The sequence below is a fragment of the Pirellula sp. SH-Sr6A genome (genome assembly GCF_001610875.1).
In the GTDB taxonomy this organism is placed as follows: Bacteria; Planctomycetota; Planctomycetia; order Pirellulales; family Pirellulaceae; genus JBKCUI01.
This window is the reverse complement of sequence record NZ_CP011272.1, coordinates 3,205,362-3,223,026: the sequence shown is the minus strand read 5'-3', so window position 1 is coordinate 3,223,026 and position 17,665 is coordinate 3,205,362. Positions and strand designations below refer to the sequence as shown.

Sequence of the window (17,665 nt, the reverse complement as noted above, 5' to 3'; positions counted from 1 at the left end):
TCGAATCGCTAGAGATAGACCCACCATGCAACGATCCCTCCGAACCATTCCCGATGCAATCACGTCTCGTCCGATTGCGCGCACGCGATTCGCGGCCCTTCTAGCAATCGGCCTGTGGTTCCCGCCAGCCATGCTGCTCTCGTCGCACGCCACGGTGATCGGCCAGGAAACGGAAACGAAAAAGCCACCGCAAGTCGTCATTCCCGAGCAAAAGCCAGGGGAGGCGGATTTTGATAAAGCCATCCAACTTCGTCTCAACGTTCAAACATTGGAACAATTGAACGAAGTCATCGAACTGATCGACTCGGCGATCAAAAAGGGATTGAGCGCTGGCAGCGAAGAATCTGCCAAGGTATTCCTCGCATCCGCCTACAAGCAACGCGTTGAAATTTCGATGCGTCAATTGATGCAGGGCCCACGCAATCGCGCGACCGTGAGCAAATTGCTTGGAGAGCTTCTCGACGATCTTACTCGCTCCATCGAACTGGATCCCGGGTTAGTAGAATCGTACTTGATCAAGGTAGCGATCCTTCGCGATCGCCAAGAATTTGGTGAGGCACTGGATGTGATCAATGCCGGGATCGCCGAAATGGAGCCCCGATTGGAACGGAACGCCAAGAGCGCCGCGTTTCGCGAGAATCTAGCCAAACTCTATATCACTCGCGCAACCCTTCAGGATGAGCCCGCGTCGCAAGTTGCCGATATGGAAAAGGCAGTCGAAACCAATCCTGCCGACCCCAACATCGTCAAACAACTCCTTGCACTGTTGGAAAGCCAACAAAAGTTCGACAGACTCCTCGCTGTTCTCGATATGGCTTTGGAGTACAACCCCGATGCTTTGGAGTTTTTGCTAAGCAAGATCAGCGTCCTTCTGAGACTTGGCAAGTCCGAGGAGGCGATGGCATTCAGCACGCAATCCATCGACCAGAGCACCAGCGATGAAGTGAAAGCGGGATTGCTCCGACAGCGATCGCTGCTCCATCAAGTCGCGGGAAATAAAGAGCTTGCCAAAGCGGATCTCGACGCATCTCTGGAACTTGCCAAAGACAATATTCCGTCGATGCTCCTGCGGGCTCGATTGTCGGTGGAAATGGACAACATGGAGGGGGCGAAAAAAGACATCCAAGCGATCTTGGACCTCGACGAGCAAAATGCGGATGCGATTCTGCTTCGCGCCGACATCGCTGCTGCGACGGAAGAGTTTGACGCTGCGATAAGCGACTACCGATCCTTGATCGCGCGCGTTCCTGCCGGGACGCCGCAACGCGAAGAGTTGCTCATGAAACTTGGTTTGGTCTTTTGGCAAAGCAACCGACACAGCCAAGCCCTCCGCATCCTGGATCAAGTCATTCAGGCTAACGATGCCAACTGGCAAGCTCATCGGTTGCAAGGGGAGATTCTATTGAGCCAAGGTGAGCATGCGGACGCCGTGATCGCCTACGAAAAGGCCCTCAATCTGATGCCCGAGGCGGTGAGCAGCGAAATTCGTTCTTCATTGCTCAACAATCTGTCCTGGCTTCTCGCAACCAGCCCTCTCGACGACGTACGCGATGGCAACCGATCGCTCGAACTCGGCCTCCAAGCCTGCGAGCTCACCAAGTACAGCCAAGCTCACATCCTCAGCACCCTAGCTGCAGCCTACGCCGAACAAGGCAACTTCGAAAAGGCGATCGAGTTCTCCGAGAAAGCAGTCGAACTCGGGCGCAAAGATGGGAACGAACAGCTTGAGCAACTGGAGGAAGAGCTGAAGAGTTACCGCGACAAGAAACCTTGGCGAGAAAAGCAAGAAGCTAAGCCGGAAGTGAAGTCCGAAGCGAAGCCGAAAGCAGCTATTCCACTCCCCTCGGGAACGGGAACTTGATCGAATTGGCCCCAGTGCTCCCCCAGGGCGAGCACGAATTGTTTCATAGCGCTCGGCAACTCTGTCCGTCGCGCGCGATTCGAGTACGCGATGACCGAATCGGGGAAGGACTACCGTTCGAGACCGAACCAGTCCCTTGGTACGCACGTGGCCGATGGCTCCGCGACTCCCAAATGCGACCCGCGACCTTTTTGAATTACGGCATCGCGGACTATTACATCCAAGACGCTGGCTCCCTTTTGCCCGTCGCCCTGCTCGATCCCAAACCCGGCGAATGGATTTTGGATCTTTGTGCCGCACCGGGTGGGAAGGCATCCGCGATTCTCGAAGCGATGCAGGGGATCGGCGTGCTCGTCGCCAATGAGACAATACGCAGCAGGCTGGATTCACTCCACTACATGCTGGCTCGAACGGGACACGCCAACTACATCGTCGCCAATCAAGATCCCGAGGATCTGTCCCAGGCCTTGTCGGGGCGCTTCGATGCTGTCCTTGTCGACGCCCCTTGCAGCGGACAGATGCTGGTCGCGCGCGACAAACGAGACGAAAGCGCTTGGTCGCAAAAACAAATCCTACATAGTGCCAAGCGTCAAAACCGAATCCTCGATGCTGCGGTCCGTATGTTGAAACCCGGGGGGAGGTTGATCTACTCGACTTGCACCTTTGCCCTAGAGGAAGACGAAGAGCAGATTTCAAGACTGGCAACGAACTGGCCAGACAGATTCGAACCGATCGAATCGCAAGGGCTTGGTGCGTGGCAATCTCCTCTCGCGAAGGGGTGCTATCGCCTCTGGCCCCACCGCGACCGATGCGCAGGAGGCTTTGCAGGTGGGCTAGTATTGAAAGACTCCGCACCGGAATGGGAGGAGGAGGGGAGCAGCGGCGGAGGAAAGCGATTTGCCAAAGGTAAGGGGCTTCGAGGTCATCCCAAGGAAGAGCGCGACCTGCTTCAGTCCATCGCCCCTGTGGGAGACCTATCGGGAGACTTGGAGTTTCGGCTTTGGAATGGCGAGCTGTCGTTGGCTTCTCCTGATGTTTGGCGACTGCTGGACCGTTTTCATTGGTTGGGAACACCGATGACCGCCGCGTTTCGAAAAGGGACGCGTTGGTTACCCTCGCATGCCTTGGCCATGTTGCGTCCCACCTGGTTCCAGCCAAAACAATGGGTCGAGCTAGATTCGGACCGGGCAAGCGTCTATCTGCGAGGGGAAGTGGTTCCGCTTCGAGGTGACTCGCCCGACCTGGATGCTGGCGCTGGCTCTGTCGCGAGGCGGGTGGAGGCCGAAGGAGACGGATGGCGGGTGGCCCGCTGGCGGAATTGCCCCATGGGCTGGGTAAAGGGAGTGAGCAATCGCTGGAATAATCACTTGCCCACCTGGGCGGTGATGAACTCGATCGAGGATCCCTCGTAGTTCACCAACAAGATTTCCACTGCATCGTTGACGGCCCTTCCCAAGACGAATAGAGTGGAACGGAGACGATTCGGAATCTTCTAGGGCCTTGTTTGTGTTTTCAAACCGCTTTCTAACGATCTTGGTCCTCCTTATTTATGGAGTACCCTCTGCGATTGGGCCGCATTGGCACCATCACGATCGTTCTTGCTCGCACGTCGATGCGCCAGGCGCAGGGAACACGTGCGCTCCGTCGGATTCCCATGGAGATTGTCACGAAGCTAGCGCTAGCTCGGGTAAGACGACAGCGAACCACTGCTGCTGCCATCGCGAATCCCCCTATCGAAAAGGTGCCGAGACACACGAGCATCGGTTCGAGAACCTTCATCCGTCGCGGTCGGACTCCGATGCCAACAGACTTGGCGATGGATGGTCAGGGGTATCGGAGGATTGCGGGCTTTGTGCCATCTGTTTGCATCAAGCCCAGAGCCAAGTCGTAGCGGCGTCCATCGCATTGGATGGCTTTGCGAATTATCTCTTCACGATCGACTTCCGTGCGGACTCGGCCGATTGTCTCTCCTTTTCTCTGCTCCGCACGCGCGCCCCTCCCGCCATCGCCACCTGCTCTTAGGTCGCGCGAGTCGCTTCTCAAGATTGTTTCCAGCATGAGTCCATCGGTGGATGGTGCCCTGCCAGTGTGCATACCATACTGTTGGCACGCCTAGGAGACGCTCGCTTCGGCTGCTAGGGCATCGTACTCTGGACTTTTCAGATCGATGGTTTTTTCTAACGCTATGGTTCTTCCCCCTCGACTGGGTAAGAAGAGGCCAAGCGGGGCTGGGTATATCGCGATGCGAGCGAGCAAGCTTCGAGGATGGGATTGGTCTCAATGGGCGAACTACGATTTCTGCCCTGGCTTGAATCGATACGTGTACTGGCTCAAAGAGCCTGTGGGCTGGTTTGTTCTCGCAACCGTTTGCAGTGTTCTCGTCGGTGCTTTTCTGAGCCCGCTCGGGTGGACGGTTGCGATGGGGCTCGTTGCCGTTCTGATATTGGGTCTCGGGTTTCCCTGGATCGCGACTCGATCGATTCGCTGTGAATTAGCACCTCAATGCACCGAGGTTCGCGAGGCGGATGCGAGCAGTTTGATCTTGAAGATCACCAATCGACTCCCTTTGCCAGTGATGGGGTTGATGATCGAAGGATGGGACGAGGGCGATGGCGCGATCGAGGAGGGGGCAACGTCTCCCAACCGTGTCGGCCTGGCTCGTGTTCCCGCTTGGAGCAAGGCATCGTACCGCGTGCCTTATGTTCCGGAATACCGAGGAAGGTATCCGAAGGGAACGCCTCGCGTAGCATGCTCCTTCCCATTCGGTATTTGGACCGCTCGAAGAGAAATCCAAAACGTGCAGCCAGTCACGGTTTGGCCGATGGCGATTCCGGTCCAAGGGGACGTGGAGGTCACCGGCGACAAGCGGGCAGATTCCGGATTCGGGCAGCGCGTTAGTACGTCGGGCGACTTTTTGGGCGTTCGGGATTTTCGACACGGCGATTCCCTCAAGAGCATTCACTGGGTTCAATCCGCTCGGATGGATCAATGGATCGTGTGCGAACGGGGAGGACCGCAACGCGAAACGTTGGAGCTGCGAATCGAGACAGGGCCATCGCTCGGGGGCAAGGAGGATCGGCGTGAGAATTTAGCATGGCGAGTTCGCATTGCAGCTAGCTTGGTCGATGTCTTGGTCGCCCATCACGTTCCTTTTCGGTTGTTCATCGATGGTATGCAACGATCGATTGCGACGGGCTCTCACGCTCGAGAAAGGTGTCTCGACCTCCTCGCGGAAATTCCGGTGGATGACAGTGATGGGAAAGAAGGCTCGCGTTCGCCCAAGCCGCCACAGCCTGGCATTGCCAATCGATGGAACATCACGGCTGTGGGAGAGGACGGATTGCCGCTCAGTGCGCATCAGGTCCACGTGCGAATAGAACAAGGCTGCGCCGGGCTTCGCTCGGTCGATGCATTCCAGACGCGCACCATCCATCTGGACGAAGATATTGCGAGCCAGTTTAACCACATTCTGATGGAGGTGAGTCGTGAATCTTGCTCAGCATGACCAGACTTTGCACCCAAGTGGAGATCGCGAGCTTGGGTCGCGAGCAGAAGGTTCCTCGAAGCCAAACAAAACGGAGTTTGTACGACGCCGATCCAAGGATCGCGGCGACTTGCAATCAAACCAAATAAAGGGGCGTCGGGCCAGCGTCGTGCTGATGGCGTTGATCGCGATATGGATACTCGCCTTGCGCCGCTGGGAGTACGAGAGCCCATGGATTATGGTGCTCGAGTCCGTGCTTGGAGGAAGCTTGCTGGCGGTGGCGGTATGGATTCGCAAGAAACTGGCGAGTCGTTATTCGCAAGGGGAATGGTGTCGCAGTGCTTCGCTGGATACGAAGCAGTCGACCGACTCGCATTGGCAATGGTACAGAAAGGGAGTGACTGCCCTTGTCACGTTCGCTGTCGTGATGCCGTGGGTAGTCGACCCAGTCGCGCGGGGACTCGGTTATGGGAATGGCATTGAGATTGTGATGTTGAGCAGTTTGTTATGGGGTGCGGTGGCTTGTAGTTTGATGGCCACGACAACCCGAATGCTTGGGCTCTCGGTCGTTTGCAGCGGATTTCTAACGCTGTTCACCACGTTTATCAGCGACGACCTTACAACAACTTGGTTTGCTTACGCATGGGGAGCGGTTTGTTTGTGGTGGTTGGTCTCGAACCATTGGGAGAAAGTGGAACAGAGTGCAGCCTACGACATCCAATTCGGCTGGGGGCAGCGACTGGCATTTCTATCCTTGGGTTGCATCGCCTTCGGAACGGGCGCGATCTTGATCGCTGATCGTATTCCGGTCCTTCGCAAGCTGCGAGCGGAGGTCATGCCCACTAGTGGCGGTACGAGCGGAAAGGACTCCTCAGCCCAGCGCGGAATAGGGAATGGAGATCAACTGGTCGCCGCCCGCAGTCGCCCATCGTCCTTCGGCGCAGTCGACACCGATCTGTTTTTGGATTCGGACAAACCCAGTCTCTTTGATTTGTTCAGCGACGAATTCGGCGATGTCAAAAAGAAGGATCGCGTCGAACAGACACAAGCACTCAACCCGAACGAAATTCAAGACCAAGAGGGGAATGTTTCGGAAGCGAATCAATCCCCGAAGGGTGGTGAGTTTAGCATCGAGCGAAAGGTACCCGACCAACGATCGAAAACCGAAGACATCGCATCCAATGCTGTGATGTTTTGGCAAGGGGCTGCGAACAGCCACCTAGCTGTCGAACGATTGGATCGCTTCGATGGGGAAGTTTGGCAATCGAGTCTTTCAACCGAACGCAACGGAGTCCGCGTCGAGCCCAAGGAGGTCGAGATCGATGGTCAGCTTTGGTTTGCACCCGGTACCAAGAGGATGGAGAGTTCCATCAGTCCATTTGTAGGCGCGGTCCCCGAAGCGATCCGATTCACACGCTACGGCTCTCCTGTGATCCCTACGCGATCAGGGACACAACTTTGGTGCATCGACGATATCACGCGAGCCGACTTCTTTCATTACGGCATGGACGATTGCTTATCGATGCCCGGGCGAGAGCATGTCCCGGACTATACGATTGTCCGATTGATCCATAGCTGGATCGACTTGGAACGCGTAGAAGACCTTCTCGAGAACTGTGCACCAGGACGCTCCCATACCTATCTCCCCGTGGAATGCAAGTCGACGATCCACCGCTTGGCGCATCGCTACGCAGGCCGAAATCCTCGCGGCTGGAATCAGGTGCAAGGTGTTGTTCAGGGGGTGCGAGAGAATTTCCGTTTGGGGACAGAGACGGAAAAAGGATCCGTCTCGGACATCTCTTCCTCGGCCTTGGATCGGTTCTTGAAAAATGGTCATGGACCAAGCTATCTTTTTCCGACAGCGACCGCTCTGATGCTCGAGCATTTGGGGTATGAGACGCGATTGGTTACGGGCTTCTACGCTCGCTCCAAAAACGTTTTTGGAGCGGAGAAGGACATTGCAATTCTGCCGAACGATGTCCATGTTTGGCTCGAGATACACGCTGGGCATGGCTATTGGATTCCGTTGGAACCGACCCCCGGTTACCACGAGCCTTCGTATACAGCGAGCCTTCGGTACCGCCTCTATCAAGCCCGATGGTGGATCCTGTACGGCCTGTTGGCAACGGGTTTGTTGGGTTCTTTGATCTATGTATCTCGAAGCATGGTGTTCGAGGCTGCAATTCTGGTTTTATCACCGTTCCTTCCGTTGTTACGAGATCGTGCTCGCATCGAATGGACGGCTTGGCTTTTGGATACGCGAGCTTGGCTGGCAGGACATCCTCGTCGCCATGGGACGGTGCCGAAGGCCCACTTTCGGGAATTGAGTTCGATGAGAGAGGGCCTGGGCAGTGCGCTCACTCAGTTCTTTCGAGCATCGGATCGTATTTGCTTCGGCGGGGCGTCGACTATGGATCGCTACGAGCGACAGGCACTGCAAACCCTTTGGACTCGGCTTACGACACGACGCATTCAAACTGCATTTCGCAAAACGATAGGATGATGAGGGGATGACGATCACTGAAGGTACGGTTGTGGATATGAGCATCGCATTGTCCCGATTGCGGACACGATTGAATCATGTCTTGTTAGGTAAAGAAGAAAAAATCGAGCTCGTGATTGCGTGTTTGATAGCTGGCGGCCATTTGCTGCTGGATGATTTGCCTGGCTTAGGAAAGACGACGCTGGCGAAAGCGATCGCTGAATGTTTCGGAGCGAGGTTTGCTCGTATCCAGTGCACACCGGATTTGCTCCCGAGCGACGTGACGGGATTCAATCTTTTCAATCAGAAGACTCGCGAGTTTGAGTTTCACAGCGGTCCCGTCTTCTCCGATATTCTGCTAGCTGACGAAATCAATCGCACCACACCGCGCACCCAGAGTTCGTTATTCGAAGCGATGGCGGAAAGACAAGTCACGATCGATGGCGTTTCGAGATCTCTCGCCGAATCATTCTTTGTGATTGCGACGCAGAATCCGATCGATAGCCATGGGGCGTATCCGTTGCCTGAAGCCCAGCTCGATCGTTTCGCGATGAAGCTAGAGATAGGCTACCCCGATCGTGCGGCTCAGCTTGCAATTCTCAATCAATCGAAGAACCGCGACCACACATTGCCTGATAGCCCCTTGTCAATTCAATCCCTCCGCGATCTGCAAAGGGTTGTCGACCAGTGCCGCATCACAACCGAGTTGCAGGAGTATCTCGTTACGTTGTCTGAAGCGACCCGGCAGCATGATGCCATTCGGCTCGGAGTCAGTCCACGTGGCATGTTGATCTGGCAGCAAATTGCCAAGGCATGGGCTGTCCTGCAAGGGCGAGATTTCGTAGTTCCCGATGATATTCAATCGGTCGCGCATCCAGTTTTGGGCGTTCGTTTGATTACACGCGGTCAACCGGTCGACTCGATTATCGATTCTATTCTTTCAAAGACCAAGGTTCCCGATTACCGATGAACACCCATCTTTTTGAGACGTTCGTCACGCGGAAAGCGCGCTGGCTTCCCTGCCTCTTCGTGCTCTGGATTGGATGTGGTGGAGAGAAGGAATCGCTTCACGAGTTGGAACATGAGATTCCAGCCCATTGGCCCGCGGACTTTCAAGACGCCATTTCGAAGATCGAGCAGCGGACTGAGGCGTTAAAGTCGACGCATCGCGGTACCGAGACCCGCAGTGAATTGGTCGAGATTGTCGGGTGGGTTCCGGAAATAGCCGGCGACACCGATTTGCCGGAGGAGTTGTGGGTACCGATCTATCGGACATGCGAAACGCTTCGACGACATTTGGAGAAGAGCGATGTGGAGATCGTTGCCTACCAAGACGACTTTGACCGCTTGGCGACGCTCCTTCGAGAGTCCGATGTAGAGTTGCGCAAGATCAAAAAGCAATTGGATGCACCTGAGCCGTCTCCAGCCAGTGATTAGCGATTCGTGCGTGCTGCGCTGGGAGTGCATTGCAGATGGAATGGATAGGAAAATTTCGAGACTAGCATAGGGCGAGGGTTGAGGGATGGATATCGTGATACTAGGTGGGCTCGTTCGGGCGATCCAAGGAGTCGCGGCGGCATCGACCACATTGGTTGTCGGACTCTTTGTTGCGGCGTTGCTTCGGTATTATGTCGGGCCGGAGGGTACAAGGCGTTTATTTGGCGGGGACGGATTGCGTTCGCTGGCTCAATCTTGGTTGATCGGCATGCTCCTGCCGGTTTGTTCGATCGGAGTGATTCCGATCTTGCGAGAGATGAAGCGGATGGGGTTGCGTCCGGGAGCGATAACCGCATTTGCATTGTCCGCTCCGCTTTTCAACCCTCTTTCATTGCTTTACGGGTTAACGCTGTCGAGGCCATCTGTCATTCTCGGATTCGCGTTTGGATCGCTCGCGGTGGTTACGATTTTGGGAACGGTTTGGGATCGCTTTACGACTTGGAAAAGTCCTCAGCTCCATGAGTCCGATCTCCCGGTGGGGTTAGGGCGACTGGGGGCGTGTGCGATCCACATGGTGAGAGAGCTATTCGGTCCGTCGGGGCTTTACGCGTTGATTGCCATTTCCGGATTGTTTTTGTTGGGTGCGGTTTTGCCGCATGGAGCACTGCAAAGCTCGGTAGAGCAATTGGATCCCATGGCTCCCTTGATGATGGCGATCGTTTCGATTCCAGTCTATGCGCCTCCCATGTTGACGATGAGTCAGCTGGGGATGATGTTCGATCACGGTAATTCTCCAGGTGCAGCATTCTGTTTACTACTGCTGGGGACTGGCATGAATCTCGCGACGCTGGTTTGGATTGGGAAAAACTATAGCTGGCGTTCGACCGCCATTTGGTTCGGTGTCCTGATGATAGTCGTTGTGGGATGTGCGTATGCGATCGAGAGGCCATTGATTCCACCGGGGGTCGAGCCGGCGGGGCATACGCATGCGTTCGATATCTACACCAACCCGCTCCATTCGGGCGAACCGATCGGGATAGCGAGATTGCGAGAGGAGTTTCGCAAGACGATTGGGTTATTTGATGCCCTGGGACTTGGAATCTTGGCGGCGATGGCCGTTGGAGGCTGGGTGGTAGGAGGACCTTGTAAGCCATCTATGGACCGATTTTTGGAGTCGTTGCCTAGCCGGGTACAGAGTCATGCTCGCGGAGGATTGGATCGTGACGTTCCTCCTGTGGTGGTGGGGATGACGGGCGTGGCCGGTCTCTTTGCGTTTAGTATTGTGGGGTGTTATGCATACTATCCAGCGCCAGAGGAGGTACTCGAGGAGATGCGATTGGCGCGGGTGGAGCTATTGAGTGGAGTTGCGAGCAAGGATTACGAGCGGGTGTTGCATTGGATCCCGATTTTGGAAGAGTGGTCGCGCAAGCTCGAGGTAGGATATGCGATGCGGCATTACGAGTTGCGTCCTTATCAGCGGATGCAGACGTTTTTACTTCGGAAGAAGCTGGAACTGCTCGAGCATGCCACCGAGCATCTTGTTGAAGTGACGAAGAGCAATCCAGGTGAAGAGTTGAGGGCGCCGACGATCGACTTGCAGGACATGGAAGAGCATCGCAAGGAGATCGACGAATTGCGATACGCGATCAGCCAAAACGGCGGCCGTTTGGTAAAAGCCTTCCGCCAACCCGAATGGCCTTAAGACTTCATCTGTTGAGTACAACAGATCGACACGCCGAACGTTCGTACTCGACCGTTCTGCGCGCTAGACCACCTCTCTATCAACCAATCCCCCTCTCCCTCGGAATGCTTCCGCAACGCACGGTTGCCGAAACGTTCTTACCTTGCGCGATGCGTCAATCGCTGCAGATCTGTTGAGGACAACAGATCGACATGTCGAACGTTCGTTTCGTTTGTCCTGAAAGGACTTGAGCCATTAGCCGGGGGTTGAGCGCAAGCGACACCCCCGGTGTGTTTCCCAAGGTGTATGCATCCCGACGGGATGCAAGATGGCTCTGTAATCCCTTCGGGATAGAAGAGGGTGTGGGTCGTGACCGGGGGTGTCGCTCGCGCTCAACCCCCGGCTACAAGCTTGGATCCTTTCAGGATCGCTCGCCTTGCCAAAGCTTTTACGGGAATCGCGCCTCCGCCACTCCATACGCCGGAATCACCCCCTCCCCCAAGCTTTTGCAACGCACCCTTGCCGAAACATTCTTACCTTGCGCGATGCGTCAATCGCTGCAGATTTGTTGAGGACAACAGATCGACATGTCGAACGTTCGTTTCGTTTGTCATGAAAGGACTTGAGCCATTAGCCGGGGGTTGAGCGCAAGCGACACCCCCGGTGTGTGTCCCAAGGTGTATGCATCCCGACGGGATGCAAGATGACTCTGTAATCCCATCGGGATAGAAGAGGTTGTGGTCGTGACCGGGGTGGTCGCTCGCGCTCAACCCCCGGCTACAAGCTTGGATCCTTTCAGGATCGCTCGTCAACGCGAGTGCTCGCTCGTCTTGCCAAAGCTTTTACGGGAATCGCGCCTCCGCCACTCCATACGCCGGAATCACCCCCTCCCCCAAGCTTTTGCAACGCACCCTTGCCGAAACATTTTTACCTTGCGCGATGCGTTAATGGCTCCAGATCTGTTTAGGACAATAGATCGACATGTTGAACGTTCGTTTCCTTGGATCCTTTTAGGATCGATCACGCATCTAGGTTGATTTATTTCACCACGGAATACACCGAAAACACAGAAGGGGAGGCTTCACTCTGACTGCGCCTTTTTCCGTGTCTTCCGTGTGTTCCGTGGTTCCTTCATTCAGATTGGCGAGGACGTTTTTTCCACGATTAACTTGTCGAGCTCTTCTTTTAACTTGCTCAAGATCTCGTCGTAAGGAAACGATCCTAAGGCCTCGCCTCCTTTCTTGAGGTTTACCCTGTTGGGACCACACCACAACCCAAGATCGGCGTCGTCGGTCTCTCCTGGGCCATTCACGCGACACCCCATGACGGCGATCGTGATCGCATAGTCCTTGGCGTACTCGGTCATCGCCTTCACGTCTTGCGCTAACTCTACAAACGCTTCATTCTCGACACGCGAACAACTGGGACATGAGATGATATTGAGCTTCGACGGATCCAACGCGACGACCGAGCGAAGCCGACCGTTGCGGATGTCGTCGATGATCTGCATCCCCGCTTCAATCTCCATCGACTTCTTGGAATTGGGGACCGTCAGACTGACTCGCAACGTGTCTCCTATGCCCCGACCTAAAAGCTGCTCAAACGCAATCCGGGTCTTGATAATCCCATCCGGTGGAAGGCCCGCTTCCGTAACCCCCAGGTGCAACGGAATGTCAGGACGCGCTTCCGCGAATCGACGATTCACCTCCACCACTTTCGTCGGATCGCTATCCTTCAACGATACGACATATCGCGTGAACCCAATGGAATCAAGGAGCTCACAATGCTCAAACGCCGACGCGAGCATCGGACCGATGGAATCCGATTCGTCGAACTTCTTCTTTTGAGCTGGGTCGACGCTCCCGCAATTCACTCCAACTCGCAGGGCGCAGTCGTTCGCTGCTGCGACCTCGGCAAGATACTTCACTTTGTCCTGCCACGGCCGAGTCCGTTCGTGATGGTACAAGTGCCCTGGGTTGTACCGAACCTTGTCGACGTGCGGTGCTACCTTCTCGACCAACCGATAATTCTCTTGCAAGTCGACGGACAAGTTGGCTTCCGTCTGTTTGCGAATTTCGGCCAATGCCGCAGCGTCCTTGTCCGAGTCGACCGCGATGCGGACCACGTGGGCGCCGGCGCGGTAAAGGTCGTTTACCAAGGCTACCGTGGCGTCGATATCGGTGGTGTGGGTCGCGGTCATACTCTGCACCGCAATGGGATGCTCCGCACCGACGTAGATCGAGCCAATTTTTACGGAACGTGTGGGATTGCGTTGGATTTCCATGAGCTTTCTCAAGTGTTTTCGGTGCCGGAGTCCATACTATACCCTCGCGGCAATTTCACGACAGCTTCTTCTTTTTCTCTTCCGCCGCGCTTCCCCGGTAATAGTGCGGCAGCAATGCGAACAACTCGGTGAACTCACCTCGCACCCATTTCTCCCAACCCATCTTGGCTACCGTCGCTGCTTGAGGGGAAAATCGGATATCTTCAAGCCAATGCACTCCCGTGAGCCACTCTCCCCACTTGTCCATGTCCTCTTCATTGGCCAAGAACCTGCGTAGCCGTTCGCAACCTGGACCAGCGAGGCGATGCTGCTCGCTAACTCCCACTCGCTGCAACGCCATCAAGAATTCCTCGATATCGATGGCCTGCGTCCCGGAGGGGGGAGTTGAACCGTCTGGTCCCCACCCTTTCCAAAACAACTGGCCCCGAAACGCATCTAGCAACACATGGGTCCAGCGACTTGGATCTGGATCCAACTCGTCGCATTGCCTATGAATCGCATCGAGCGTGTCCAGCTCGACAATCGGACATCCCAGTCCGTACGCCATCGCCTTGGCCGTCGCGACTCCCACTCGCAGACCGGTGAAGGAACCCGGCCCTGTCAGCAAGGCCATGCAGCCGATCTGTGACGTGGCTAGCCCGTTTTGATCGAGCAATCGGCGGATGGCAGGTGCCAGCGACTGCCCCGATCCAATATCATCCGGCAGAACAGCAGATTGCACCGATGCTGGGTCGCCCGAGCGATCGATGATGGCGACGGAGCCCGATTTACCGCTCGTCTCCAGCGCTAAGAGGACGCTCACGAGCTGCTCAGCAATTCTGCGAAGGTACGAACCAATGTTCCGCTTCCTCCAGCGTCGCACCAAGCTTTGGGGCTGTCCAAGAAGGAGGGGCCAGCGATGTCGATATGGGTCCAAGGGATCTGCTGTACGAACTCCTCCAAGAACTTCGCGGCGGTGATCGCTCCCCCCCAACGGCCCTCGCCGACATTTTTAATATCGGCGACTTTGCCGGCGATTTGCTCGGAAAAGAAACTATGCATCGGGAGCGGCCATACATACTCGCCGCAACGCTCTGCCGCCGATTTGATCTCCGATTGCCATTGCGGGGCATTGGTCATCAGCCCGGAGATGTCGTTCCCGAGCGCGACGCAGCAAGCCCCCGTCAGAGTAGCGAAGTCTACGATCTTGGAAGGGGAGTATCCTGCAGCCACGTCCAAACAGTCGGCGAGCACGAGACGTCCTTCGGCATCGGTGTTGTGGATCTCAATGGTTTTGCCACTTCGTGCGGTGAGCACATCCCCGAGCTTGAACGCATCCCCGGAGATCAAGTTCTCGACCAAGCCTACGACGGCGACTAAATTGCATCGGGCTTGGAGCCGTGCCGCGGCCTGCATGATTCCCAGGACGGTCGCCGCACCGGCCATGTCGCATTTCATGGTCAGCATCCCATCAGTAGGCTTGATGGAATATCCACCGCTATCAAACGTGACCCCTTTACCGACCAAGGCGATAGGTGCAACGGTTGGTTCTGCGCCTCGGTATTGGAGAACAACCAAACGGGGTTCCTTGACCGAACCTCGCGCTACCCCTAACAGAGACCCGCATCGTTCGTTCTCCAGTTTGGCTTTGTCCCAGATCTCAATCGACAATTGATACTGCTGCGCGACTCCTTGGGCTGCCTCCGCAAACGATTCGGGATACATGTAGTTCGGAGGGAGATTAACCAGCTTTCGAGTCAGGTTGATCGATTCCCCAATGGCAAATCCTTTGCGCAGGTTCTCTTCTTGAAGGTCATGCCATTCCAGGCTCTCTGGTTCGTAGAGGGACTTTTCTTTGCGGAAGAGGTCTTGTCCAACACACCCGATCATCGCACCAGTGACCGCCGCGCGTTCCACTTCGCCGCTTCCAGTGAATCCGACGAACCGAACGACCTCGCGCGACTTGCTCGCCAAGAGCTTCATACCGGCGCCAGCGGCGCGGCCTGCCGTGAGGGGATTCCAATCCGAGGCAGCACCCGTTCCGACCAAAACCAATTGTTTGGTGGCAATTCCGGCTGGGGCCTGCACCACGGTCGTCTTCCAAGGCTTGGTCGAAACCTCACCCGACTCCAGCAATCGCGACAAGAGGCCGTTGGTCGCTTGATCGGCCTCCGTGAGATGCGGGGCAGCTCGCCAGTTTTCGGGGATAGCGAGGACGATCGCATCGCAGGGCGAGCCAAGCCAATTGGGAAGGGAGCGGACACATTGCATGGAACCACCAAACTCTCACGGGGATGAATGCCAAACCATTCGATCGAATCAATCCGTCTCTACCTCTGGTAGATCGGGAGGAAGTGATACTTTACCGACAGACTTAGGATCGCTAAAGCCGTGCAGTAAACCTTCCCCGCGTTTTGCTCCTCCCCGCTGGAGGAATTCCAAGCTCCGTCGGGTTGCTGTTTGTCGAGCAGCAGCGTTCGGACGACCTCTTCGGCCTCTTCTGCGACCTTGCCGCCCCGCTGGTGCATCCCTTGCGCGTAATAATAAACGCCATACAAGACGAATCGGTCTGCCCAAGTGGGGGGATGCTCCTGCAACCACTCGGTCGCCCCCTGCACCAATTCCGATTCATATTCCCCGCAAACCTGCATCGCGAGCAATCCCGCTGAAGTCATGGAGAACGTGGGGTTGTCATTGTGCGCTTCGTAAGAAAAACCATTCTTGCGAATCTTCGGAACGCCGCTCGCATCCACTGGGGATGTATAGGACCGGATCAAGTATCCGATGGCTTCGTCGATCGTTTCGGAGGGGACTTCGAGCCCATCGTTCTTTGCACTTCGCAGCGCCATGACTTGCCACACCGTGACAGAAAGGTCGCTATCGGCGGCATCAGGCGTATACCGCCACCCACCTTTGGCATAACCGGGCTTTCGAATCTTTTGACTCCGGACGATCACGTCGATCGCTTTTTGGCAGCGTTCATGGATCTGCTCGTTCATGCTCGGGTCGATTCCCATTCCCAGCATTTCGGTGAGCATCAAAGTGACGATGCCATGTCCATACATGCGTGAACCATCGCTTGCGCCGAAGTATCCCGATCGATCTTGCCGGTTTTCTCCCAAAAGGTACTGCAGCGCTTTGCGCATCGAGAGCCCTTCCGGAGTGTCGTCAACGGGTTGATGTCCCACTGCGGCCATGGCCATGATCGCCATGGCGGTCATCGCATTGTCGTGGCCTCGGTCAACAATCGCGCCGCTGCTCTTTTGTTGGCTGATCAAGAACGCGATGCCCCGTTGGACGGCCTCATCGGTTTCCGTGGGACGCAATCGGTCCGAGGTCGCGACGACCGGCGATGCCGGCTCCTGAGCAGATGTCCCATTGGAGAGGTCGCAGTTCGCGATCCAGGCAGCGGTGCATGCAAAAAGGATTGCGGGGAATCGAACTCGATTTCGACGAACGGCCCTGGTTCGAATGGTGCTAGAGGTCATGAAGCAGTCGCGTTCCGATCAATCTCGATTTCCAAAGGGGACGGGCGTAAACGTGCCATCGTTTTCGTCGGCGATCCTTTCCAATGTTTGGAAGCCGACGACGCTATGCAACAATACCGTGTGGATGGGGACAGCTACCGCGTATCCGCTTTCGGACCGCACCCGATTGTAGGTGCGAAGCTCCAGTACGGTGTTGTCCATGATTTCGCCGTCGGATAAGAGAAAGATCGCGTCAGGCTGCAGCGATAAGGCCATGGCGAGAGACGAGGCAGGGTAGGTGTTGCTTCCCAAGTCGATACTGCGAATCCAATTTCGAACCCGTCGAATGGATCGCGGTACTGCTGTAAGGAATTTGCCCTGAGGAGGCGGTTCGTCAAACATCGGGTGGGGCATGGAGTCAAAGCTGATGACGAAGAACTCTTGATCGGACGAAAGGCCTTTCAAGGCTCGCTCTAGCTCCACGCAAAGTGCTTCCCATCGCGGCCCTCGCATCGAACCCGAGGAATCGATGACAAAAACAAAACGATTCCCCGAAGCCTCGGCTCCGAAGAACTGTGCTTTCGACTGCCCTTCCGTTTTTTGGGACGCTTTTTCCTCGTTGTCTTGAACGCCGGCACGCTCCCCCGAGGCCTGGCGGTCTGCGGAGAGATCGGAGGCCGCGACCTGGGAGGATTCGATCTCTACTTGGACCTCGGTGTCCAGTGTGGGAGTGGTGATGTCGACAGGTTCGGTGATTTCCTCGGTAAGCTCCGGTTGGACCGAATCGAGTTCAAGCAGGGCCAGCGGTTCGAGCTCCGATTCGGACGAGGAAGACATGGAAATGACAAGGTCTTTTCCAGAGTTTCCACTCCCGCCGATCAGCAATACCGCTAGGGCGAGGCAGGCGCTGATGTGGAACAAGAAACTGACTAAGAATGAAATCCAAGGCGCGAGAGAGCGGGAGCTTCGATCATGCGGATTTTTATTCAT

General features: G+C 55.9%; 13 protein-coding genes. 8 read left to right on the top strand and 5 right to left on the bottom strand.

The genetic code is table 11. From position 1 onward, the window contains the following. Window positions 1–25: 25 nt before the first annotated feature. From VN12_RS12535 to VN12_RS12500, 8 genes are all read left to right on the top strand, one after another. Window positions 26–1,861: a tetratricopeptide repeat protein gene (locus VN12_RS12535; protein ID WP_168164367.1), complete on the top strand. Its 1,836-nt coding sequence runs from the start codon at window positions 26–28 to the stop codon at window positions 1,859–1,861. Further along, the gene (locus VN12_RS12530) at window positions 1,858–3,273 is read left to right on the top strand and encodes an RsmB/NOP family class I SAM-dependent RNA methyltransferase (RefSeq protein ID WP_168164366.1); all 1,416 of its coding nucleotides are present in this window, start codon (window positions 1,858–1,860) and stop codon (window positions 3,271–3,273) included. Before VN12_RS12535 ends, VN12_RS12530 begins: the two co-directional genes overlap by 4 nt. A gap of 94 nt (window positions 3,274–3,367) precedes the next feature. Further along, window positions 3,368–3,883 (top strand): hypothetical protein, encoded by a 516-nt coding sequence (locus VN12_RS12525; protein ID WP_146677159.1) that lies wholly within the window; start codon window positions 3,368–3,370, stop codon window positions 3,881–3,883. A gap of 163 nt (window positions 3,884–4,046) precedes the next feature. Further along, the gene (locus tag VN12_RS12520) at window positions 4,047–5,366 is read left to right on the top strand and encodes a DUF58 domain-containing protein (protein ID WP_168164365.1); all 1,320 of its coding nucleotides are present in this window, start codon (window positions 4,047–4,049) and stop codon (window positions 5,364–5,366) included. Further along, window positions 5,347–7,848 carry a transglutaminase-like domain-containing protein gene (locus tag VN12_RS12515; RefSeq protein ID WP_146677157.1) on the top strand — a complete coding sequence of 834 codons (2,502 nt, stop codon included), beginning with the start codon at window positions 5,347–5,349 and terminating at the stop codon, window positions 7,846–7,848. Before VN12_RS12520 ends, VN12_RS12515 begins: the two co-directional genes overlap by 20 nt. 37 nt (window positions 7,849–7,885) lie before the next feature. Then, on the top strand, window positions 7,886–8,797 hold the full coding sequence (locus tag VN12_RS12510) for an AAA family ATPase (protein WP_409994279.1): 912 nt from the start codon (window positions 7,886–7,888) through the stop codon (window positions 8,795–8,797). Further along, window positions 8,794–9,264 (top strand): hypothetical protein, encoded by a 471-nt coding sequence (locus VN12_RS12505; protein WP_146677155.1) that lies wholly within the window; start codon window positions 8,794–8,796, stop codon window positions 9,262–9,264. The genes VN12_RS12510 and VN12_RS12505 overlap by 4 nt, the downstream gene beginning before the upstream one ends. A gap of 85 nt (window positions 9,265–9,349) precedes the next feature. Beyond that, the gene (locus VN12_RS12500; RefSeq protein WP_146677154.1) at window positions 9,350–10,966 is read left to right on the top strand and encodes a permease; all 1,617 of its coding nucleotides are present in this window, start codon (window positions 9,350–9,352) and stop codon (window positions 10,964–10,966) included. A gap of 1,114 nt (window positions 10,967–12,080) precedes the next feature. On the opposite strand, the gene ispG is transcribed toward VN12_RS12500, so the two are convergent. Genes ispG through VN12_RS12475 form a run of 5 tightly spaced genes read right to left on the bottom strand, consistent with a single transcriptional unit; the run spans window position 12,081 to window position 17,665 of the window. Next, window positions 12,081–13,229 carry a (E)-4-hydroxy-3-methylbut-2-enyl-diphosphate synthase gene (gene ispG / locus VN12_RS12495; RefSeq protein WP_146677153.1) on the bottom strand — a complete coding sequence of 383 codons (1,149 nt, stop codon included), beginning with the start codon at window positions 13,227–13,229 and terminating at the stop codon, window positions 12,081–12,083. Window positions 13,230–13,284: 55 nt separating this feature from the next. Beyond that, complete coding sequence (gene tsaB / locus VN12_RS12490) at window positions 13,285–14,031, bottom strand: tRNA (adenosine(37)-N6)-threonylcarbamoyltransferase complex dimerization subunit type 1 TsaB (RefSeq protein WP_168164364.1); 747 nt, start codon at window positions 14,029–14,031, stop codon at window positions 13,285–13,287. Continuing rightward, window positions 14,028–15,479, bottom strand: a complete 1,452-nt coding sequence (locus tag VN12_RS12485; protein ID WP_146677151.1) for a leucyl aminopeptidase — start codon at window positions 15,477–15,479, stop codon at window positions 14,028–14,030. The genes tsaB and VN12_RS12485 overlap by 4 nt, the downstream gene beginning before the upstream one ends. A gap of 59 nt (window positions 15,480–15,538) precedes the next feature. Then, window positions 15,539–16,696, bottom strand: a complete 1,158-nt coding sequence (locus VN12_RS12480; RefSeq protein ID WP_146677150.1) for a prenyltransferase/squalene oxidase repeat-containing protein — start codon at window positions 16,694–16,696, stop codon at window positions 15,539–15,541. 18 nt (window positions 16,697–16,714) lie between these two features. After that, the gene (locus VN12_RS12475; RefSeq protein WP_146677149.1) at window positions 16,715–17,665 is read right to left on the bottom strand and encodes a VWA domain-containing protein; all 951 of its coding nucleotides are present in this window, start codon (window positions 17,663–17,665) and stop codon (window positions 16,715–16,717) included.